Annotated in this window: 17 protein-coding genes; 6 read left to right on the top strand and 11 right to left on the bottom strand. The window is 34.9% G+C overall.

What is annotated here, in order from left to right:
- Positions 1–59: 59 nt before the first annotated feature.
- Together recU and ACI6PB_RS06470 are read left to right on the top strand one after the other, a co-directional pair.
- Entirely contained in the window at positions 60–689 is a 630-nt protein-coding gene (recU, locus tag ACI6PB_RS06475) for a Holliday junction resolvase RecU (protein ID WP_404327174.1), read from the top strand.
- Positions 686–3,172 (top strand): transglycosylase domain-containing protein, encoded by a 2,487-nt coding sequence (locus ACI6PB_RS06470; RefSeq protein WP_056955976.1) that lies wholly within the window; start codon positions 686–688, stop codon positions 3,170–3,172. The genes recU and ACI6PB_RS06470 overlap by 4 nt, the downstream gene beginning before the upstream one ends.
- A 405-nt stretch (positions 3,173–3,577) precedes the next feature.
- Here ACI6PB_RS06470 and ACI6PB_RS06465 read toward each other — a convergent pair whose 3' ends face one another.
- The 10 genes from ACI6PB_RS06465 to ACI6PB_RS06420 all read right to left on the bottom strand — a co-directional run bounded on the left by ACI6PB_RS06465 (position 3,578) and on the right by ACI6PB_RS06420 (position 17,704).
- Entirely contained in the window at positions 3,578–4,456 is an 879-nt protein-coding gene (locus tag ACI6PB_RS06465) for an IS3 family transposase (RefSeq protein WP_309511212.1), read from the bottom strand.
- Between the two features lie 17 nt (positions 4,457–4,473).
- Entirely contained in the window at positions 4,474–4,725 is a 252-nt protein-coding gene (locus tag ACI6PB_RS06460) for an IS3 family transposase (protein ID WP_002816285.1), read from the bottom strand.
- A 29-nt stretch (positions 4,726–4,754) separates the two neighbouring features.
- Positions 4,755–5,216, bottom strand: a complete 462-nt coding sequence (locus ACI6PB_RS06455) for a family 1 glycosylhydrolase (RefSeq protein ID WP_404327173.1) — start codon at positions 5,214–5,216, stop codon at positions 4,755–4,757.
- A gap of 240 nt (positions 5,217–5,456) precedes the next feature.
- On the bottom strand, positions 5,457–5,765 hold the full coding sequence (locus ACI6PB_RS06450; protein ID WP_309511226.1) for a PTS sugar transporter subunit IIB: 309 nt from the start codon (positions 5,763–5,765) through the stop codon (positions 5,457–5,459).
- A gap of 95 nt (positions 5,766–5,860) precedes the next feature.
- Positions 5,861–6,508, bottom strand: a complete 648-nt coding sequence (gene nth, locus ACI6PB_RS06445; protein ID WP_025085045.1) for an endonuclease III — start codon at positions 6,506–6,508, stop codon at positions 5,861–5,863.
- Positions 6,508–7,131: a DnaD domain protein gene (locus ACI6PB_RS06440; RefSeq protein WP_025085046.1), complete on the bottom strand. Its 624-nt coding sequence runs from the start codon at positions 7,129–7,131 to the stop codon at positions 6,508–6,510. The genes nth and ACI6PB_RS06440 overlap by 1 nt, the downstream gene beginning before the upstream one ends.
- 64 nt (positions 7,132–7,195) lie before the next feature.
- Positions 7,196–7,675: a hypothetical protein gene (locus ACI6PB_RS06435; protein WP_404327172.1), complete on the bottom strand. Its 480-nt coding sequence runs from the start codon at positions 7,673–7,675 to the stop codon at positions 7,196–7,198.
- 47 nt (positions 7,676–7,722) lie between these two features.
- Positions 7,723–10,542 carry a helicase C-terminal domain-containing protein gene (locus ACI6PB_RS06430; RefSeq protein WP_404277412.1) on the bottom strand — a complete coding sequence of 940 codons (2,820 nt, stop codon included), beginning with the start codon at positions 10,540–10,542 and terminating at the stop codon, positions 7,723–7,725.
- 9 nt (positions 10,543–10,551) lie between these two features.
- Positions 10,552–14,172 carry a helicase-exonuclease AddAB subunit AddA gene (gene addA, locus ACI6PB_RS06425; protein WP_404327171.1) on the bottom strand — a complete coding sequence of 1,207 codons (3,621 nt, stop codon included), beginning with the start codon at positions 14,170–14,172 and terminating at the stop codon, positions 10,552–10,554.
- The gene (locus tag ACI6PB_RS06420) at positions 14,165–17,704 is read right to left on the bottom strand and encodes a PD-(D/E)XK nuclease family protein (protein WP_404327170.1); all 3,540 of its coding nucleotides are present in this window, start codon (positions 17,702–17,704) and stop codon (positions 14,165–14,167) included. Before ACI6PB_RS06420 ends, addA begins: the two co-directional genes overlap by 8 nt.
- A 102-nt stretch (positions 17,705–17,806) precedes the next feature.
- On the opposite strand from ACI6PB_RS06420, the gene mvk reads away from it, so the two are divergent.
- Genes mvk through fni form a run of 4 tightly spaced genes read left to right on the top strand, consistent with a single transcriptional unit; the run spans position 17,807 to position 21,863 of the window.
- A complete protein-coding gene (mvk, locus tag ACI6PB_RS06415) occupies positions 17,807–18,757 on the top strand; it encodes a mevalonate kinase (RefSeq protein ID WP_404327169.1) in 951 nt (316 codons plus the stop codon).
- Complete coding sequence (gene mvaD / locus ACI6PB_RS06410) at positions 18,750–19,715, top strand: diphosphomevalonate decarboxylase (RefSeq protein WP_025085052.1); 966 nt, start codon at positions 18,750–18,752, stop codon at positions 19,713–19,715. The genes mvk and mvaD overlap by 8 nt, the downstream gene beginning before the upstream one ends.
- 23 nt (positions 19,716–19,738) lie before the next feature.
- A complete protein-coding gene (locus ACI6PB_RS06405) occupies positions 19,739–20,818 on the top strand; it encodes a phosphomevalonate kinase (RefSeq protein ID WP_025085053.1) in 1,080 nt (359 codons plus the stop codon).
- Positions 20,811–21,863, top strand: coding sequence for a type 2 isopentenyl-diphosphate Delta-isomerase (gene fni / locus ACI6PB_RS06400; protein ID WP_025085054.1), 1,053 nt, complete (start codon positions 20,811–20,813; stop codon positions 21,861–21,863). The genes ACI6PB_RS06405 and fni overlap by 8 nt, the downstream gene beginning before the upstream one ends.
- On the opposite strand, the gene ACI6PB_RS06395 is transcribed toward fni, so the two are convergent.
- A complete protein-coding gene (locus tag ACI6PB_RS06395) occupies positions 21,852–23,204 on the bottom strand; it encodes an RsmF rRNA methyltransferase first C-terminal domain-containing protein (RefSeq protein WP_404327168.1) in 1,353 nt (450 codons plus the stop codon). The two genes, fni and ACI6PB_RS06395, sit on opposite strands and share 12 nt — an antisense overlap.

Raw genomic sequence — 23,204 nt, 5'->3', positions numbered from 1 at the left:
TCTCCCCTAATTAATATTTTTGCCATCATGGTATAATTTGCACAGTAGGAGTTGATATTTTGAAAATAAACTACCCTGATGGTCAAGTTTTTAATAATAAACCATCACAATCTCCTCTTAGCGAATCGAGTGCCAAAAAGAAAATGATTTTTGGTGATCGCGGTATGACTCTAGAGGAAGAAATTAATGAAAGTAATAAATATTATCGTAGTCACGATATAGCGGTAATATATAAGAAGCCAACACCTATTCAGATCGTTAAAGTAGATTATCCGAAAAGAAGTAAAGCTGTTATCAGAGAGGCTTACTTCCGGCATGCTTCTACTACCGATTATAATGGTGTTTACAATGGTTATTATGTTGATTTTGAAGCTAAGGAAACTAAAAACAAAAATATCTTTCCATTAAAGAATTTTCATCAACATCAAATTGATCATTTAAAAATGTGTCAAAAACAAGGTGGTATCTGCTTTGTCATTATAAAATACGTAGAATTAAAACGCTATTTTGTAACGCCAGCTGATGAAATCTTTTTACATTGGGAAGCACAAAGAAATAATGGTGCAAAATCAATTCAATTGAAAGATATTGTCAATAGTTCCATTGAAATCAAATCAGATTATAATCCTACTTTACCCTATATTAATGCTGTTCAACAGTTAATCGAAAGTGGGAAGGAGAAAAAATGAAGAATAAGAATACCAGTATATTAACCTTCAAAAATATTTTGAAATGGATTCTTTCCATTGTGGCCGTTTTAGCCGGAATATTCTTGTTTGTCTTCGTATACTATGCTTTCAGTGCTCCAGCGATTAGTCAGGAAAACCTCCAAAGTGGTGGTTCTTCAACGATCGTAGATTCTACTGGTAAGCAAATCGCGTCTTTAGGTGATAACAAAAGAAATTACGTTACGATCGATAAGGTTCCACAACAAATGGAAGACGCTGTTGTATCTATTGAGGATAAGAATTTTTACAATGAACCTTTAGGTATTGATCCTGTCAGAATTGCTAAATCAGCCTTTAATAATGTTACTAAGGGTACTCTCCAAGGTGGAAGTACTTTGACGCAGCAATTGGTCAAATTGACGGTTTTCTCTACTGAAACTAAGGATCAGACTTTTAAACGTAAAATGCAGGAAGCTTGGTTGGCAATGAGGGTCAGTCAAAAGTTTTCTAAGCAACAGATTCTCGAGTTTTATATGAATAAAGTTTATTTGAACAATGGTATCTATGGCGTTGAAACTGGTGCTAAATATTATTATGGTAAGAAATTGAAGCAACTTAGTTTAGCTCAAATGGCCTTGTTGGCCGGTTTGCCCAATGCTCCAAGTAATTATGATCCATATACTCACCCAACAGAGGCTAAGCAACGCCGTGATTTAGTTATTCAAGCGATGTATAACAATAATAAGATTACTAAAGCTCAAGCTGATGAGGCTATGAACACGCCGATCACTTCAGGATTACAGCCATATAAGAAAGTAAGTAATAGTAATAATTCCAAGCGAATTATTGCTGATCCTTATATCAAGGAAGCAATTACGGAAGTTAAGAAGAAAGGCTTTGATCCATATCGTGATAATCTAAAAATTACCGTTAATATGGATTATGATGCCCAAAAACGTCTTTACAATATTGTAAATTCTTCTAACTATGTATCTTTCCCTGATTCAAAAATGCAAGTTGGTGCATCCGTTGTTAACCCTAATAATGGTAAAGTTGTGGCTATGATTGGTGGACGTAATCTAGGTAATGTTCAGTTTGGTTTGAACCGTGCTGTTCAAACTGGACGTAGTAATGGTTCAACAATGAAACCATTGCTTGATTACGCTCCGGCTATCGAAAACCTAAACTGGTCCACGTATCATCAACTTGAGGATACCGAATATACTTATGCTGGTACCAATATCCAATTGAAAGACTGGGATGAGCAATATGAGGGCCAAATGAGCATGCGTAAAGCTTTGGTCAACTCAAGAAATATCCCTGCTATTAGAACTCTATCAGCCGTAGGACTTTCCAATGCCAAGAAATTTGTCAAAGGACTGGGCATTAATATTACTGAAAAATATCTTTCCGTTGGTATCGGTGGTAATGTGTCATCACTTCAAGGTGCAGCAGCATATTCTGCCTTTTCTAATGGTGGAACATACTACAAACCATATTATGTTTCTAAGATTGAAACAGCTGACGGTATCACTCATACTTATGGCAAAAATGGTAAGCAAGCAATGAAGGATTCAACGGCTTATATGATTACCGATATGCTTAAGGGTGTACCTTCAAGTTATGCTACTTATGCTAATATTTCTGGTTTACATCAAGCCGGTAAGACTGGTACAACTAACTACAGTTCAGAATCTATTGCTCAAAATTCAGCTTTGAGTGGTACGGCTAAAGATTCATGGTATAACGGTTATACAAAGAATTATTCAATTAGTGTTTGGACCGGTTACGATTCTCCAAATCAGAATGGTATTTCATCCACTTATCAAAGTGTTGCTGGAAAGATCTACAAAGCTGAAATGAGTTATTTGGCTGAGAATACTAATAGTAATCCTAACTGGAAGAAACCAAGTTCCGTTGTTTCAATGAGAATTCAAAACTCTGGTTCAGAAACACCAGTTGTGGCCTCCCCTAGTTCCAGTTCATCTAGTTACACTAAAGAGTTGTTTGTGAAGGGACATGCACCATCAAATCCATATAAGGATTCTGATTATTCTTCAAGTAGTGCATCTAAGTCCAGCAGCAATGAAGTAACGACAAATAATCATTCAAGCAGTTCATCTGAATCAACTGATTCCGATAATGATACAACTGATAAAGATAATACTGAAACAGGTACAGGTACAAATTCCGATAGTAACAGTAGTAGTGATAGTGATAACACAACAACCAATAATTCGAGTGATTCATCTACTACAAATAGCAACTCTAATACTGGTAGTACAAATTCCAATAATAGTAGCAATACTAATACAGGAAATAGTAACAGTAGTAATAGTGGTGGTACCTCAACTAATAATAATTCTGGTAGCGATAGCAGCAGCTCATCTAATACCGGTGATTCAAATAGTGGTGGTACAACAAACAGCAATAGTAACAGTGGTAGTTCTACTAATAGTGGTGCTACTACTAATGGCTCTTCTACTGACAGTTCTGGTCAGTAAGAAATTAAAAATCCGTATTCAACATAAAAGTTGAGTACGGATTTTTTTAATGTTCCTGAATAATAGAATAATGATAGATACTTTTATGAAAAAATGAAATGAAATGTTTACAAAATAGTCGATCAAATATAGATGCAATCAAATCATTATTGTTTTTGATGCCGTATACTATTGATTGTTCAAATAACTTTTTTAAAAAGGTATCTGCTTGCAGACTGTCATTATAGTTGAACGAGTACAAGAAAAAGTCCTTATAGTTATCAAAATCGTTTACATCTAAAATTGGATTGAAGTCAATATTTGAGACAGGTTTTAAGAGACATTCAGAACCGCGTTTACCTTCCACAGCTCAAATAAATCATTAATCGTGATTAATAACTTATTTGAACCCTGGAAAGCATTAAATCAGGCGGCCATTTGGCTCGCAAGTGTTGCGATTTCAACTTGTAAGGGGGTCTGGTAGCCCAGTGAACTATGAATTCTCTTCCTATTGTAGAAAGCATGCACATATTCAAAAAGGACAGCAGCGGCAGTTTCATAATTCTCAAAGACCGGCACTGGATAAACACATTCCTTTTTGAGGGAAGCATGAAAAGATTCCATTGGTGCATTATCGTATGGACACCCCTTACGGCTGTAAGAGTGGCGGATATGTAGTTCTGTTAACCGTTGGTTGTAATCATCGCTGGTGTACTGTGATCCTAAGTCTGTGTGGATAATCAGGTCCCCAGTAATGGTTCGATTTTTAACCGCGCTTTCCAGGGTCTTTAAGACTAAATCAGTATCCATCTTTTTTGAGAATGAATAGCCGATAATTCGTCTTGAGTGCAGATCCATGATGGTTGATAAGTAACACCAGCCATTACGCTTCGTTTGAATATAGGTCATATCAGCGGTCCATTTTTGATTTAAACCAGTGGTCGAGAAATCCTGCTTAAGCAAGTTGGGACGCTGTTCAACCTTGGTTTTGGAAGCCGAAGCCGCTTTCCATTTATTGACGGTAACGGAGTGGATATCCAGTTCCTTCATGAGCCGGGAAATCCGTCTTGGGCTGCACCGACGCTGCAGTGGTTGAAGTTCCAGATTCAATTCATGGTGGATCTTCATAACACCGTATCGCTGCTTAAATTCCGCAAAGATCCGCAGAATCCGTTGTTTTAAGTCCGCATCTTCGGCCCGGCGTTTTGAAGGCTTTGGGGATCGATAACGATAATACTGAGCTCTGGAAACACCGAGGATTCGGCACATCTTAGTTACCTGGTGGTGATGGCTTTCTTGGTGAATGTAATCAAAAATATTGGTTACTTCTGCGCAAGGAAGCCCAGGGCTTTTTTTAGGATTTCGTTCTCCTCAGACAGGGAAGCCAGCCGCTTTTCCATCGCTTTAATTTCGTCTGGCGATTTACCGGATTGAGTTTTGGCTTGGCCCTGGATCCACTTATGAACGGTTGAATAGCCAATGCCATATTCTCTGGCCAGTTGGGCAGCTGATTCGCCTTGCTTATATAGGTTGATGATGTTTTGTTTGAATTCTTTGTCGTAACGAGTTGGCATGTAAAAATTCCTTCCTTTTGAGAGACGATTTATTCATTATACCCTCTCTTAAAAGTTGTCTCAGGAATCAGCTTACATCCAGGAATTTCAAAATGGCTTAAAGTTACAACGGGTTCTATATTATATTTCTTAAGTTCTTTAAAAATATTTCTATAAAATTCCATTCCATCCTGATTAGGAGTCTTTTCTTCACCTGTTGGAAAAAGTCTGGTCCAAGAGATTGAAAATCTAAAAGCGTTAATCCCTAAGTCGTGTAATAGTTTTATGTCCTGGATATATGTATGATAAAAATCAATTCCTAAATCACTAGGATGGTGATCATCATTGTAAGTATTAAAAATATTATTGTCATCGTCTTTATAAACAAGCTTTAGTCTTCGATTATCCATTGGCAACATGTCAAAATTGGACATTTTAGATTTCACGTGGTTTCTATTTCCTTCAGTTTGACCTGCAGAAATAGCACCACCCCATAGAAAATTAGTTTGCATTGTAGTACCTCTACTGTGTGATTTATAAGAGATGGCCATCTCAATTAACAATTACAGAATACATCATAAACCGCTTACATTCAGTGTGCTATCTTGTCCAGTTATTCTCATTTTTTGCGGTTATATAACTTTAAAGACCTTCAAAAAAATTTATGATACGGAATGATGATATAAAAATAAGGCATTCAAAGTTGAATGTCTTACTTCAATATGATTTTTGAGTTAATTTTGTGACTGGTATTAACTTATTTTAGATAATGCAAAGGAAAGGACTTTATCACCATTCATCATTCCATAATCCTTCATATCAATTACATCAACTGGAACATCAACCTCATTCACTATATTATCGAATTGAAAACCTATCTGTGGACCTAATAAGATTACTGCAGGATTATGTTTTTGAGCTTCTTCGGGAATGGCTGCGCTAGCAGTAGCAAAGATATAAACATCAATATTTCTTTTTTTTGCAGCCTTTCTCATTTTTGTGACAAGTAATGAAGTGGACATTCCGCCTGCACATGCTAACATAATTGTTTTAGTCATAATAATTTTCCTTTGTATTCGTTTTCAAGATACTAATAGTATATCGCTGTAAAAAAATAAAGTAACATCAGAAAAATTTCCGACACTACTTTATTTACTTAATCTTTTTCATTTTCAGCATTCAATTTATCGCATTTAATAATCAACTGATTAGTCTCTTTGGCAGGATCAAGTTTCATAGAATACTTGCGTCCATATTCAATCATTGTGTGATGTGCTTGATGTAGTTCTTCGGGAGGCATCACACTAACAATTTTCTTTTCAACTTGTAGTGGATTGGCTTTTTGATCAACAAAATGTAGTCGCTTAGAGATAGCCGAAACATGTGTATCTACGGCAAATGTTGGTTGTTGGAAGACATCACTTAAGACTACATTAGCAGTTTTTCTACCAGCGCCGGGAAGCTCCATAATACCCTTTCTAGTTTCAGGTACAATATCATTCAATTTTGTGTGAACGACACCGGCTGTTTTGATAATATTTCTAGCCTTGTTATGGAATAAGCCAACACTTTTAATAATCTGTTCGACGTCTTCTATATCAGCATTCATTAAATCCTTAGGTTCTGGATATTTAGCAAACAGAATTGGTGTAACTTTATTAACTGAGACATCTGTTGCCTGAGCGCTTAAGATTACCGAAATCAAATATTGAAATGGTGTTCTTGAATCTAGCGATGGTCCTACAGGTCCGACATCGTCTTCCATTTGACGAATGGCCCAAACTATCTGTTCATCTTTTAACATTAATATCCCAACTTCTTTCGACGGTCTTGTAATTGTTCTGCTGTCTTTATATTACTCTTTTCCCAACTAATAAGGATCCGATCCATGTATTTTAACGAATAAGCTTGATTTAATACAGCTTCGCGTAAAGCTAGATCAATCAATTCAACACTATAATGATCGTCATCGATCCATTGATGAATTTGTTCTTGTTCAATTGGTGATAAAGGACGCCCAAATTCAACTTCAATTTTTCTAAATAATTCTTCGGTTTCCGACATCAAACGATTTTGTTGGTTAGACTCTTGTTCCTGCTGCAGTAAGCTCTTAATTCGATGATAAATTGGCGTTAATGAATAAATATCTCGCTGTTGATGATGATCCATAATTGTTTTTAATTCAATTACGCCTAATTTAATCAGACCCTGAATGATAGTGTAAATGCTGGCCTCATCCATGCCGGTATTTTTAGCCAAATCTTTTGCCATTGGGAAAGTAACGCCCTTTTGAGCATACATGGAAAGGGCTAGGTAAACAATTAAATCTTTTTCAGTCATGCCCAAATTATGATAGTTTTGCAGAATTAAATTATTAATACTAGTGCTACCACTTTCCACAAATTCATTGAATAATTCATCTTCCATACTTAATTACTCCAATTAACAAAAAAAGCCTGAGAACATGTTATCTCGACTTTTTTTATTTGATTTAAATATTATTTATTATTTGAATACTTTTACCTGTACGGAAATCAACTAAATTATAACCGATACTGCCATTCTTCTTTTGGAAAGCTACTTCCCAAGTTGGCTTTTTCTTGTATAGTCCCAAATTGATATGCAAAATCTTTTTGGCACCATAACGTTGAGCTACATCAGCAATAACTGTTTGACGTACGGGTGCTGTATTCTTATTGACGATTTCTGTTTTACCGCTTTTTGCATTGATAATAATATAACGATATTTTTGACCTTTGGTTAAACCACCAACTGCATAATATTGTTTTTTACGGGTATAGTTACCGAAATAGTCCGGCTGAACGATTCCCGCTTTTTCCTTTGCAATATCGTTAGCTTGTGACTTTGCACTTGAAAATGTTGCAAATGAAAGATTTAAATACGTTAGTACTGACACAATAGCAAGTGCGATCAAAGATATGGTCAATAAAACTTTTGTACTTCTATTCATAAGTTCTTCCTTTTCTCAGTTACCAGAATAGTATAGCAATCTTTTGGCTAATTCAAAAACTCATTTATATCTTTTTTAATCGTATCCATATCTTCATTAACAACTGGTAGACCCTTTGGCAAGGAATCCAAAATTGTTTTGCCATAACTCTTAGTTAAAATGCGATTATCTAATAGTAAAATAACGCCACGATCGTTTGGTGTTCTCACTAAACGCCCTAAGCCTTGTCGTAACTGCAGAATAGCGTTTGGCAAAGAATCAACTTTGAAGACATTAAGATTTTGTTCCTTCAAAATATCCTGTTTGATTTTTACATCTGGTTGTTCAGGTGATTCAAATGGAATTCTCGTAACAATCAAAATTTCCAACATCTTCTTAGGAAAGTCGACTCCCTCCCAGAAGGAATTGGCTCCAAGTAAGACAGAACGACGACCAATAGCAAAGCGTTTCTTGATCTTCTCATTTGAGCCTGTGACCCCTTGAGCTAAGATTTCCCACTTTTCTTTGACGTCGGTTTCCATCAATCGATCGTAAACATTACTCAAGGTATTCAATGAATTAAAGAGAATCATAGTTTGATGGTCCAGATTATCCAAAACATCAACGATATATTTCGTCACCATTGCGTAATACTCTTCACTGCTTAAGGATTGAATATCAGGCAAATTAGATGGCAAATAAATTTTACTATTCTTCGAAATACTATTAGCATCAGGCAAAATTACCATTTGATTAATCTGATTTTGATTCAATTGTGTATCCAAAATAAAATGTGAAAAATCTTTTTGAATCGTAATCGCGGCTCCGATAGCAAAAATCTGACTGAATCGTTCCGTAGTTGCTTCAATTAGACCTTGAATATCAAATTGGCGCCAACTGATTTTAAGCGTATTGACTTCATAATAATCACGCATATCAATTTGGACACCGAACTTAGTATCCTTTTCCTGAATGGCTTGTAGTAAGTCATCCAAATTTAAAATAACATCACGTAGCTTGTTATTCTCAATTGTTAGATTTGAAATAACTTTAGAGAGTTCAACCGAAATAAAATTCTTTTGAAAGTTATATTGATCGAATAAAGTCTCAACACGATTGGAAACGAGTGACAGTTCAACAATCAAATCAGACAATAATTCAAATAATTTGGGATTGTTCCGACCAAATTTATGGTTACTATCTAAAATTGAAACGAAATCTTCACGATCCTTGAATTTAACTTTATTTTGAACATAAGTTCCAAAAATATTATATTCCAAACGTTCCATTAATTCGTCGATTGCTTGAAAATGAGTTTCCATCCCTTGCAAATCCTGATAATTCCACAATTGTGTTGTTACTTCAGTGAAAGCATAACGTAAAGTTACACGATTTTGATAGAGAATATCACTTATCTTCTTAACATATTCGTTCAATTTGAGAAAATCAATTGTCGGCGAACTAGCACTACGTAGACTTCCAGCAAAATGATTAGCCTCATCAATAACCAAATAAGAGTTTTTACCCCAATATTGACTATCCAAGTGACGGGCCAAGAAAGCCTGATTAGTGACCAGAATCTTTGACTCTAAATAACGATTTTGTTGATAAAGCCAGAAGTCATCATTACTAAAGATAGTATTTTCCTTAGATTCACCACGGTGACGAATAATACTGAACAAGGGACTGTTGTAATTAGTCAAATGTAGTTCACTCAAATCACCAGTCGTTGTCATTGTGAGCCAAACGATAATTTTCATCTTCAAAATTGCCGTATGACTATGCAGACGGTAATTATCTAAAGCCTCGTAGAAACGATCTAGGTCAATAAAATTATAGCTACTTTTGACTATTTCAGCGTGGTACTCATTGTCAGTAACTTGATTAAGCAACGGAATCGATTGTTCCACGATTTGTTGTTGCAAAACCTTTGTCGTTGTCGCAATAACTAATTTTTGATCAATATTAACCAAATAGGATAATGGCAAAAGATAACCTAATGTTTTACCAGCGCCAGTCGGTGCTTCAATCAGATTCCATTTTTTAACTTTATCACGGTGTTGACTCGTATGGTAAATGTTATCCATCAATTTTGACTGATTGACACGATAATCTAAAATTCCATCTAATAACTCTTTTTTTGCTTCACGAGTTTGTGGATATTTAGTTGTGTGATCGATTTTTTCACTAACATGAAAATCTTTTTTACGTAAAATCAAGCCATTCTTTTCATATAAATAAGCCGGTAGGACTGAAGAACGTGAATTCTTTTCGCGTTCCTCCAATATAGTTTTGAAAACTAAATTAGTTTCACGAATAGTATTTTTACCAAATTTAGCTAACATTTGTAAAGTTGGAATTGGCAATTGCTGAATTCGTTTTAGAATAATCAAAAATAGTTCAGCGGTAACGTGAGCATCACTGTTAGCACTATGTGGATTCTTATGTGTAATACTCAAATAATGTGTTAAATCTTGTAGTTTATAACTACTAATGGTTGGAAAAAGTATTTGCGATAATTCAACAGTATCGATAGCTTTGACATTGAGTTGGTTCATTCCGATACGTTTAAGTTCTCGATTTAAAAAGGTCAAATCAAAATTCACATTATGTGCAATAAAAACTCGATTTTTTAAAAGTTTAAAGATATCAGGTGCAACTTCTTCAAATGTTGGTGAATCCTTAACATCATCATCACTCAATCCCGTTAAAGCCGTGATTCGACCTGGAATCGGTACTTTAGGATTGATTTTTTGATCATAGATATGTGTTATTTCACCGTTTTCGATAAGGGCACAGCCGAATTGAATTATACGCCCGTTGTCATGCCAATTAGAATTGGTTGTTTCTAAATCAACAACAGCGTAAGAATTTTTCAAATCATTCACCTCTCATCTTCATTTTTCTTGTAAATCAATAGCTTTATTGATCTTCAAGAAGTAAAGATATTTACCCACAACGGGTTTATTCTTAATCACAGAAATAGCTTCTGCATATAAATTGACTTGTCCGGAATATTTAGAGACTAATTCTTCAAAATTTTGGTCAGTTATATGATCAGTCTTATAGTCAAAAATAATTATTCCATGATCTAATTCAATTACTCCATCAATAATACCATGAACTAATATTTTATCGTTAATAGAATAGTCTTTTGAAGAGTTTTTAAACAATTTTTGTGCTGGCATCAAAATTGAACAAGGAAATTCCCGACTAACATCATCATGATGCTCAATAATTGTCTGTCCAAGATTACTTTGATAAAAGTCGGCTAAGCTTTGACTGTCAATTTTTTCTGCCAATTCGTCCGTTAAGAGTTTTTCATTAATCATTTGTTGAATTAAATCTTGAAAATCAGCAATTTCAGGTGTTTTATCTAAATTGATTTTTTGTAAAACTAAATGAGTGGCACTACCCACCTCTGCAGCAGTAACTTTCTTCGTTTTTGTTAAAAATTGCGGTTTTGCAAATGAACCTAAATTATAACGAGACTTATCTTCCAGTAAATCTTCAGCCATATTCTCATCATCAGGATCAGCAAACAGACCTTTGATTTCAGAAACTGATTGATAAGCCGTTGTATCAACCGATTCTTGATAGCGATAATTAAAATCAAGCAACTGCTTGACAGTTTTCTTAAATAAATCCGATGGTTCTACTGGAACCTTCTTAGGAATAATAATCTTAGAAGTCAGATCATCTTTAATTTCTGGATAGATCAAGTTCAAACGCAGGTTACAATCTTTATTTAGGTATAGTTCATCGGAAACTTTTTCTCGATCTTCATCTGATAAAGTACTAATACCAACTAAATCCTGAAAATTATTAGCTTTTAGACGAATAGCTTCATTGATAACACCGGTTTTAGGACTAACTTCATCCCAAGTATTGATTGTATCTTCAACTTTTTTGGTAAAGCCAAACATGATTAATTTCTGCTTAGCACGTGTCAAGGCTACATACAGCAAACGCATCTCTTCCGAAGTTGTAGCAACTTTTCGACGATTACTAATAACACTGTGTTGAATAGTACTATATTTCAAGCGGGTTTGACTATTAATTAGCGTGATACCAATACCTTGGTCAGTATCAAAAACAGTTTGACCCTGAAAATCAAGCTTGTTAAATTGTTTAGCCATATCCAAGTAAATTACGATTGGAAATTCCAATCCTTTGGAAGCATGGACTGTCATGACTTTAACCGTGTCATCAGTTGCTTCAATACTATTGGGTTGTGACAAATCTTTATCAAGATCCTGCATTCGTTGAATAAAATTGATAAATTGATGTAACCCCTTATAGTTGGTTTCTTCATAGGCATTAGCACGTTGATACAAGGCATGTAAATTAGCAGCACGTTGTTTACCACCAGGCATCCCTGAAACATACTCTAAGAGACCTGTTTCCTGATAAATCTTCCAAATCAAACGGGCAATAGAATTCTTATTGGCAAAATCACGATAATTTTCCAATTGTAACAAGAAAGTTTGAACCTTATTTCTGATGTTCTCTTTTGATGTCTCAGCGTGTAAGTATTCGTTTAAAGCCGTAAAGTAAAACTCTTGTTTATCCACGAGACGAATCTCAGCCAGTTCTTCTTCATTTAATCCCACAATTGGTGAACGTAACACAGCTACTAGTGGAATATCCTGATAAGGATTATCGATAATGTTTAACATTGACATCATAATCTGTAGTTCTGTTGTTTGAAAATAATTCTGAGCATCAGTAACCATGATAGGAATGTCAGCTTTAGCAAAATAAGAGATCAAATCGGTATTATTTTCCTTAGTTCGAGAAAGAATTGCAATATCGGAATACTTGATAGTTCGCATTTCATCTTTCTTGCCATCATAGATTTGATATTGGCTCTTAATTAAAGCTTGAATACGTTTGGCAGCATTTTCAATCAATAACTGACGCTTTTCAATATCTTCATCGTCATTATTCACTATTAAATTGAACTCGTTCTCACTATCGACTGTATCTGGAAAATTAGTTCCAGGAATCAGTTTAGATTTGTCATCGTAGTCAATATCCCCAATCTTTTTATCAAAGATTCGTTTAAAAATTTGATTAACAAAATCATCAACTGACTCGGCCGAACGAAAATTTTTAGATAGTTGAATCAATTCACTAGGATTATCTGAATTTTGAAAATCCTCGTATTTTTGAGCAAAAATGTATGGTGCTGCTTGCCTAAATCCATAAATTGACTGTTTAATGTCCCCTACCATGAAGATGTGGTTGTCGTCATTTGATAAGAGTTGGATGATTTTTTCTTGCATAGCGTTGACATCCTGATACTCATCGATCATCAATTCGTGAAATTTAGTTTGATAATAATCGAGTGCCACCATATGATTGTCGACTGGTGTTTGCAAAATCATCACAGCCATATGTTCCAAATCATTGAAATCCAAAGTATGACTATTATTTTTCAAGCGATCATATTCTTTGATAAAACCACGTTCAACTTCTACTAACTTGGCAATAATGGTTTGTGATTGTATCAATGATTCTTGAACGCCTGCTTCTGATTGCACAAAAAAATTATTGAATAGTTTATCTAATTGACGTTTTAATTGGTCACGTACTTTTTTAGATTTTTCCAAAAAAGTAAGATCGTTACCTTCCTTATCATCTTTAGAAAGGCGCTTAGCAGTTTTTAACTTGAAACCAATTAATTCAGCTCTAATCTCAGAATACGTTTTTACTCCCACTTCAGCTTCCAGAGATGCCAAATTTTTCTTGGCTACATCGAAAGTTTCAAAGAGTGATTTGTTAACTAATTCATCTTCACCTGCCAGATCAATTCCCTGATTAGCTAATTCAATCAATTGTTCTAACCGTTGTTTAAGTTGAGGAACAACATCTTTTTTGTAAAAATTCGATTCGGAAAAACTATCAGTAAACTGGTATGTGGCAATCAAATTATCCAACCATTGTTGCGTTTCAGCATTAGTAATCGCAAAATCGTACAGTTTAAAAACAACATCCTTTAAGCCATCATCACTACGGTCATCGGTAAAATTATCAGTCAATTTAATAAAGTCAGCATCATCTTTGTCATAATACTTATTTCGTAAATTATCGTATGCTTGTTCCTTCATAATTGACTGTTCAGTTGTATCACTCAATAAACGGAAATTGGGATCTAAATCGATAACGTAATAAAACTTTTTGATAATGCTCAAACAAAAAGCATGTAGAGTACTGATATTGGCGATGGGAACTCTAAAAATTTGTTTTTGAAGATGTTTGTGAGTTTCTGCATTCAAACTTTTATCATTCACAAGTTCTTTGATTCGTTTTAGAAGACGTTCTTTCATTTCTAACGCTGTTGCATCGGTAAAAGTGGCTACTAAAAGATTATCAATATTTTCACCGTCTTTTAACATCTCAACGATTCGTTCGATCAAAATGGTCGTCTTACCGGAACCAGCCGCTGCTGAAACTAGAATATCGTGCCCACGATGATAAATGGCTTTTTCTTGATCATCAGTCCATTTAGGCATCCTCTTCACCATCCTCTAAAATATTTTGTATTTCTTTAATGACATTTTCTTTATTGTAATTGATAACATCGTGGTATTCATTTTCTGGTAACATTGCATCAAACTCAAAAATAGGTCGATAATCACTGTATTGTAAACCAGTCATTTGCCCATAGCGGAACGGATTCAAATTCAATTTACCAGAATAAATTTTTTCTCCTGCTTGACGAATTAGGTGGTCGTTATAGTTCAGAATTCTGAATAGATCTTCTTGGGAAATAACATTGTTACTTCCCTTTTTTACGACTGGCGAAGTTTTAGCAACCTTACCTTGCTTAGTAAGAGCTTGAGTATCAATATTAGCCAGTAATTCTTCATCATTGACCAGCAGACCATTTAACTGGAACTCTTTGAAGATTTTATTTTGAATGTCGCTATCTTGAATATCTGCGGAATCGTCCAACGACTTAGTATTGATCAAGGAACGATCCAAGGTAATCAGAGGATTTTGAATATGTTCATACAAAGCTCCACCTACTTTAGCATTTTTACGATCTGTTAAGAGATGAAGATTATTTAGGACGCTTTGAATGTAGGTTGGCATCTGCATTGTGATACCGTCTAAGAATTGTGAAAAATCAAAACTCTTATTACCTGACTTGTAATCAATAATCGTTAAGTAAGTGATGTTATCCAAAACCATTTCGTCGATACGATCAATTTTTCCACGAACATTAACTAAATGTCCCCCTGGAATTTGGTAAGAAAGACCAGGTAAATCCTGTTTATTGTTGATACGACCAAAAGTAACTTCTGATTTTTCGGGTTCAGAACTGTTACGTAAGAATTGCAATTTCATATTCTTAACCAATTGAATCAAAGTAGTTTTCAGTTTGTCAGCAATATATTGCATGCGGGCAGAAGAATTAAAAATTCGATTCTCTGGTAAATCAATTTGGGCAGCAAATAAATCAGTAACTAAGCTTTGAATATCTCCATCAGACATATCACGCAATGATCGTCCCTGTTCTTGATGCAGATACTTAACTAAGCTATCCAAAACCGCATGAAAAATTGAGCCCGTCTGTGCTGGTGTAATTTCAAATAAACGTCTAGGTTTTAATCTTAAGCCGTATTTTAAGAAATACTCGTATTCATTCATATAGAAAGTTTCTAATTGAGAAATAGAAACATTGATATTTTTACCATACAAGGCTTCAACTGTATCTAAACTTAAGCTTTGTGGAATATTTTGATAATTCAATGAACTCAAAGCAAATTCTGAAGTTTCTGGTTCCTCGTTTAACAGGACGCCACGAACATACTTCCAAGCATCTGGTAGGTCAGTTTTATTGTCTAATGCAGAACGTGAAACACGAATTAAATAATTTAAACTGGAAGCTTTAGATCCTAAGTAACGGATAACTTCATTTTCGGATTGATCATCGCTTGATGGATTCAATAGCACTAATTGTTCAGTTAAACGGAAATGATTTTTAATTCGAACTACATAACTGGATAAATCTTGTTGTTTGTTATCCTCAGTGAAATTAGGATATGTAAAGATCAAACGCAGAGAACTAGTTGTGAAAGTAATGTCATGTAGGAATGGTTCAGAATTATTCATGACCTCATCTGGTTCATTCAAGTATTTTCCATCAGTTAATTCACCATTGAGGAATAGACGTTCGTCATCGGTTACAATATCATTGGAAACGGTTGTTCCAGGCATGTTATTAGTTGTTGAACCCAAAACAAATGTTACTTTTCGATTATTAGGTTGAATCATTCCGATTTCTGAAATACTGACGGCATCCAAGGTTGAAGGAATTTGTGAATAAGTGGCGTTTTCAAAAGCTGCATCCAAAATTTCAATGAAATCTTTTGAATCAAATTCACGTTCACCAAAAACTGAAATATATTCATCCAAGATTTGATTGAACAAGCTGACAATTTGCTCTGGCTGATTAGCTAAAGTTAAGTTTTTTTGTTCAGTCGCTTGTTTTTGCCACAATAACAGTGTGTCGAAGACATGATTCTGCTCTAAAAAATTGTACAGAAAACTAACACTATCAATCGAGGAATGTGCTTTCTTCAAAAATTTCTCTAGTTGACTGTAAATATTCTTTACAAATTCTTTAATTTGATTGATTAATTGATATTCAGAAATTTTAATTTTATCGACTACAGGATCTAATTTAACATCCGGTTTAAAGCTTTTTCCCATCCAACCACGTTTAGTAATTCCATTAGTCAAAACGTAGTTTTCAGTTAAGTCGACCGCCTGACGAAAAATCTGTAGATCATCTCTAAAAGCTTCAGGTATTAACAATTCAGTCCGCAATAAGCTAATTACGTCATCCACTTGCAAACCACGGTTAACGATAGCAAATAGTAAATCGATCAAGCGTTTAAAGGGATGATTAGCCATTTTCTTTTGTAAGTCAATGAAGTATGGTACTTGGTTATTCTCCATAAACGATTCGATAAATGAAGCGTACTCAGATAAATCACGTGCCACAATCAGAAAATCTTTATAACGATAATCTTGAGTGGCTACTAATTGGCGAATGTATGTACTAATAGCTGAAACTTCGGTTTGCTTATCAGTACATTTCCAAATTTGAACGGAATTTTGACTATCTAAACCGCTCTTTTTGATACCACCAATGTTAGATTCAATCCAGTAGTCCTCCAATTTACTCAAATCAAGGCTGATTCTCTTTTCATCGGCAAAGTAGTTTCTGGTTACAATACGATTCTGCTTAGCCATGTCATGGAGTTGTTGGTAAGTTGCAGCTGGGCGGAAAAAAAAGTCCGATTCATCGGTAGAATCAAAAACTGGTTGGTCTAGTACCAATGAAATATTCAAACTACCGCTATTAACCAACATTGATTTAACCAAATTGGATTCTGTTGCTGTGAAAGATGAAAAACCTTCGATATAGAAATAATAATGGGACGTCCCTATCTTGGTATTCAAAAAATCAGCTAATGAATTCAATTGAAAATCATTTGTATTGTAGTTTTGAATTTGTTCTAAATAAGCTCCGTACATAAGATTCAATTCTTTAATTTTATCGACAAAAATCCCCTGTTGTTCCGAGTTCAAAGCTAGATCAATATCATCTGGCTGAACTTGTCCATTCATGAATTCATTAAATTGGGAAATCATCTGGTCAATAAATCCTGGTTTATCAATCATCCCAGCAAATATTTTTAATTCAGACTTATGTTCTTGAACAATATTCTTCAATAGCATAGCTGATTTAGTTTGTGTTAAGGTTTCTAAATTATAATCGCTACTGTCACGCAAAAAATACCAAGCCAATCGTGAGAATGAAAAGGTTTGGACGTTGTTAGTTGCAATTAATGAATCATTATCTTTTTGAAAGTATTTTAAAATATTAACTTCTGATTCAAATTTTATGTGATTCGGTACTAAAAAGAAGAATTGTCCCGTTGGATCCTTGGTATAATCCTCTTGGAACAATTCCATCATCTTTTTATGATGATCAAATTGGTTTTTACCTAGTACGAAATTTAATGTCATTATTCATCACCCGAAAAAATTCTATCATAGTTGGTCGTTTGAAAGTGGAAATCGCATCAATAGATGTATAAAATAAAGACTTAGAGAAATTGAGGTGAGCATGTGCTTAAAGGAATAGGAAAAAGTCATGGGAAAACGATCATAATGGGAGAACATGCGGTAGTTTATGGCTACCCTGCTTTTGCAATCCCTTTGTTGAGTACCCCCGTGATCGTCAAAATGCAACAAAGTAAAGAAAATTCTTTAATTTCAAAGTACTATGCAGGGAAAATAGATAAGATTCCTGATTCATTGTCAGGCGTAAAGTATTTAATCAACTTATTAGATTCTGAGTTAAACAAAGAACATTTGAATTATACGATCAACATCGATAGTGGATTACCAATCGAACGTGGTATGGGTTCTTCAGCTGCGATTGTGGCCGCAATTACACGTGCCTTTTTCGATTTTTTTAAAAAAGATTTAAATCATAATCTATTATTAGATTACGTCAATAAATCGGAAACTATTACTCATGGTAAAGCTAGTGGTTTGGATGCTTTGACAGTTAGTTCAGATGATCCGATTAAATTTGGTAAAGATGTAGAACCTGAACACTTTAATTTTAATTCTGAGGGATTCATCGTTATTGCAGATTCTGGTGTTAAAGGTCGTACTAAAGAAACTGTTGCTGATGTCAGAAAAATGTACGATCAAGATCCTAAGAAAATTGGAGCTTACCTACAACAATTAGGTGATTATGCCACTCAAGCTAGTAATTACCTTATTAAAGGTAATCTCAAAAAATTAGGTTTGGTCTTTACTCTGGCCAATGAAGCTTTAACTAAATTGAATCTAGCTATTCCCAAAACAGACAAATTAATTGAAGCTGCTAACCACGCTGGGGCTTTAGGTAGTAAAATTACTGGCGGTGGTCGTGGTGGTTGTATCATCTGTTTAGCTAGAAACTTGAAAAGTGCTCAAATGATTCAAAAAGCATTGATCAAATCTGGAGCTGAACAAACCTGGATTCAACCATTATCAATTTATGCGGAGGATGAAGACATTGGTTAGAACAGCACGTGCTTTTACAAATATTGCTTTAATCAAATATTGGGGTAAAAAGAATCAAATCCTGAAATTACCGTGTACTAATAGTCTTTCACTAACACTTGACCGATTTTATACCGATACCAAAGTAACAATAGTTAATGACCATCATGATACAGTTTATTTGAACCATAAACTGTTGGATCAGACTCAGAACAAGCGAATTCTCAAATACTTAGATACGGTTCGTCAATTCTATAGTTTTGATGATCATTTTATCGTGGACACAGTTAATCATGTTCCCACTTCAGCTGGTTTTGCCTCTTCAGCTTCAGGTTTTGCAGCGTTAGCGGCGGCTATCAATGAAACAAAGCAATTAAACTTGAATAAAAGAGAACTTTCAATTTTAGCTCGCAATGGGTCCGGTTCCGCTAGCCGTTCAATCTATGGTGGTTTTGTTGAATGGATTGCTGGAGACAGTAATGAAACTTCTTTTGCTGCACCTATTGACGAAAATCCTCAAATTGATTTAACGTTATTATCTGTGGTTATTAATAAGGGTAGTAAAAAAATTTCTTCTACCGTAGGGATGGAAAATAGCGTAAAAACCTCCCCTTTTTACCCAAATTGGGTTACACTAGTGGCTTCAGAGATAAAAGAAATTAAGCAAGCGATTGCTAAAAAAGATATCCAAAGGATTGGAGAAATTGCCGAACACAACGCTATGAGCATGCATGCTTTAACGCTTTCAGCTAATCCTTCATTTACATATTTCGAACCAGAGACGATTCGAATTTTTCAAATAATTCAAGAATTACGTCAAAAAGGCATCCTCGCATATGCTACAATTGATGCCGGTCCAAATGTTAAAATTATATGTACTAATGAATCGATTACTAAGGTTCAAAAATACATTGAGGAACAATTATCCAATGTATCTTGCGTTGTTGCTAATATCGGTAGTGGCATCCAATACATCTGATATAAATTGAAAGGTATGATATTTTGTCTACAGGAAAAGCACCTGGAAAATTATATTTAGCTGGAGAATACGCTGTTGTTGAAACAGGATTCCCCGCAGTTCTTACATCAGTAAATAAATACGTCACCGTTACCGTTAATAAGACTCAAAATGGTGGAACTATCCAGTCAAAAAACTTAAATAAGGAACTCATTCACTGGAACCGTCAAGGAACTGAACTAGTCTTTGATGATTCTGAAAGTCAACTCCAATACATTCTGGCAGCCATTAAGTTCATTGAAAAATACGCCCTAGAACGTGGTAAAAAATTGAATTACTATGACTTACTAGTTACAAGTGAACTCGATTCCCAAGATGGTAAAAAATATGGTCTAGGCTCATCGGCAGCCGTCACCGTTGCCGTAGTTAAAACTTTAGGCGACTTTTATCATTTAGATCTGTCAGCGATGGATATTTACAAAATTGCTGCTATTTCACACTTATCAGTTCAAGGAAATGGAAGTTTGGGAGATATTGCTGCTAGTGCCTTTGGTGGCATTGTAGCCTATTACTCTCCTGACCGAAACTGGATCTTTAACATGATTCGCAATCACAGTATTACTGAAATTTTATCCTTAGATTGGCCCCAACTAAAGATTCAAAGTTTAGAATTACCTGAAGACCTTGAATTAACAGTCGGTTGGACTGGTTCTCCAGCGTCAACTTCTATCTTAGTTGACCGTATCGCCTTGACCAAAGCTCAAAAAGTTAAAAAGTATCAACACTTCTTGCAAGAAAGTCGTAAAAATGTTGAACAATTAATTAAAGGTTTTAAAAACAATGATTCGGCTTTAATCAAAAAGATGTTTAGCAAGTATCGTTCTTTGCTAGATGATCTAGCTGAATTTAGTGACGTTCACATTGAAACCGATTTATTAACCGATCTTTGTGATATTGCTGAAAAACTCGGCGGTTCTGCTAAAACTTCTGGTGCCGGTGGTGGCGATTGTGGAATTGTCTTAAGTGATAAGAACTTAAATGTCGCCGAATTGAAAAAAGAGTGGCAAAAAGTTGGAATCACCCCTCTTACTTTAAAAATCGGAGAAATAATTGCTCATGCCTAAACAAGATGCCCAAATTCAACGTAAAGTTGAACATCTTTTCTTAGCTGAAAAATACTTCACAGACGAGGCTTTTGCTGATTTTGATGGTGTTAGGTTATTACATAATGCCTTACCTGAATTGAATTTGAAACAGATTGATCTTTCAACTCAATTTATAAATCGAAAAATGGCTTTACCTATATACTTCAACGCAATTACTGGTGGATCCAAACAATCGACCAGATTTAATGCTGAACTATCCCAACTAGCGAATAAGCTAAATATCCCCGTGTCTAGCGGTTCAATGGGGGTCTATCTTCGTTTACCTGAAGAAACTAAAAATTCTTTCTCCGTTCTGCGGGATAACAATCCGGAAGGATTTGTAATTGCCAATGTTTCTGCCAAGGTTAATGCCCAACAAGCCCAAACAGCTATCGATCTGATAAAAGCTAGTGCTCTACAAGTTCATCTGAATGTCCTACAGGAATTAGCAATGCCTGAAGGTGATAAAGAATTCATGTGGTTGGATAATATCAAACAAATTGTTGCCTCAGTCGATGTACCCGTAATTGTTAAAGAAGTCGGTTTTGGAATGTCAAAAGATAATCTAGCCGACCTTTATAAAGTTGGCGTTAAATACGTGGACATCTCAGGCTTCGGTGGAACTGACTTTGCTCAAATTGAGAGTGCTCGCAATCATGAATTGGATCTGACTTATTTAGATAGATTCTCGCTTTCAACTGTGGAGTCACTTTTGGAGTCTATTCCCTACCAAAATAAAATGACTATTTTTGCTTCTGGTGGCATTAGAACACCAATGGATGTCATCAAAGCAATTCGTATGGGTGCCAGTGCTGTTGGTATGTCCGGATTAGTCTTACACCACTTACAAAAGTATTCTTTAAGTGAAACGGAAATCTTCTTTGATGAATTCGTTAAACAGTTGCGCTTAATTATGGCTGCTATCGGTGCTAAATCAATTGCGGATATAAAAAAAGCTCCCATCATCTTTGATGGAAACTTAATAAATTATGCTAAACAACGTAATATTATTTTACCGTCTTAATCCTTTAGGATAGACGTTTTTTATTTGGGAATTGCTGTAACGTCCCCAACTGAAGAGTTTACCTTGATAAGACAAACCAATCCATTTATTATCGAAATCAGGACGTTCTTTTAAAATGATCGATTCACCATGGAGATATTTTTCAAATTGATCATCATCTAATTCAAAAACAGTTTTTAACATTTCAGGTTTGAGTGCCAATATCCAAGCGATATCGGGCTCAAACCTATTTTTTTTGAATTCTCCTAGTTTTAAACCGTTTCTCAAGATATGTAATCCTTTAAAACGACTATCTAAACTAGCTGCTTGATATAAGAAATCACTGATGCGTAACCAGTTCTTGTCAATCAAAGTAGTTAAATTAGTTTTGGCAAATTTTTGAACAAACTTGAGATCGTCTTTTTTTAAATTGTTGTTGATTTGACGTTCCTTAGGTTCTTCAATGTCTCCATCTTTAACCATTTTGCACATGAAATGGCCTTCACCATTGAATTGATCAGGGAACATTCGTAAAGCTTTAGACAATTCAGGATTGTCATTTCCCCACTCTGGTTTAGCATCTTCCATTCCAGAATACTTCCTAACATCTACCAGATGCATGTCTGGATATTTCTTTAAGAACCAATCGACATTTTGTTCATTTTCCTCCGGTGAGAAGGTGCATGTTGAATATACTAATGAGCCACCGTTGTTTAATAATTTGTACGCCGAATCGAGGATATGTTGCTGACGATTAGCACACTGTTCTACATAGTCTAAGGACCAGTACTTAACCGATTCGGGATCTTTACGAAACATTCCTTCGCCTGAACAAGGTGCATCTACCAAGATCTTATCAAAAAATTGTCCAAACTTCTTTTCAAAGTCCTTAGGAGAATTATTAGTGACAACAGTGTTAGAGATTCCCATTCTTTCAATATTAGAAGACAACACCTTAACACGCTTAGTATTTATCTCATTACTTACCAAAAGGCCCTTAGAAGCCATTTTTGAAGCAATATAAGTAGTTTTACTGCCAGGTGCTGCACAGAGATCCAGAATCTTTTCATTTTCTTGCGGATCAAGAATTTCCGTAACATACATGGCACTTGGTTCTTGACTGTAAACATAGCCAGATAAATGATCAATTGAATTACCATTTATCTCACCAAAATAGCCAATATTGCTATATTCAATTGGTTGATTTAGAGAATAAGAAACATTTTTAAAATTAGGTTTAAGCGGATTAAGCCGAAAAGCCTCTTGGCTATCTTGTTGAATAGCATCAAATAGCTTATCAGCACGCTCTCCCATTAAATTACGATATTTTTCTTTAAAGTCAGGACTCAAATCGACTTTCAT

Source organism: Companilactobacillus paralimentarius (genome assembly GCF_963227125.1).
In the GTDB taxonomy this organism is placed as follows: Bacteria; Bacillota; Bacilli; order Lactobacillales; family Lactobacillaceae; genus Companilactobacillus; species Companilactobacillus paralimentarius.
This window is presented reverse-complemented; position numbering and strand designations above follow the sequence as displayed.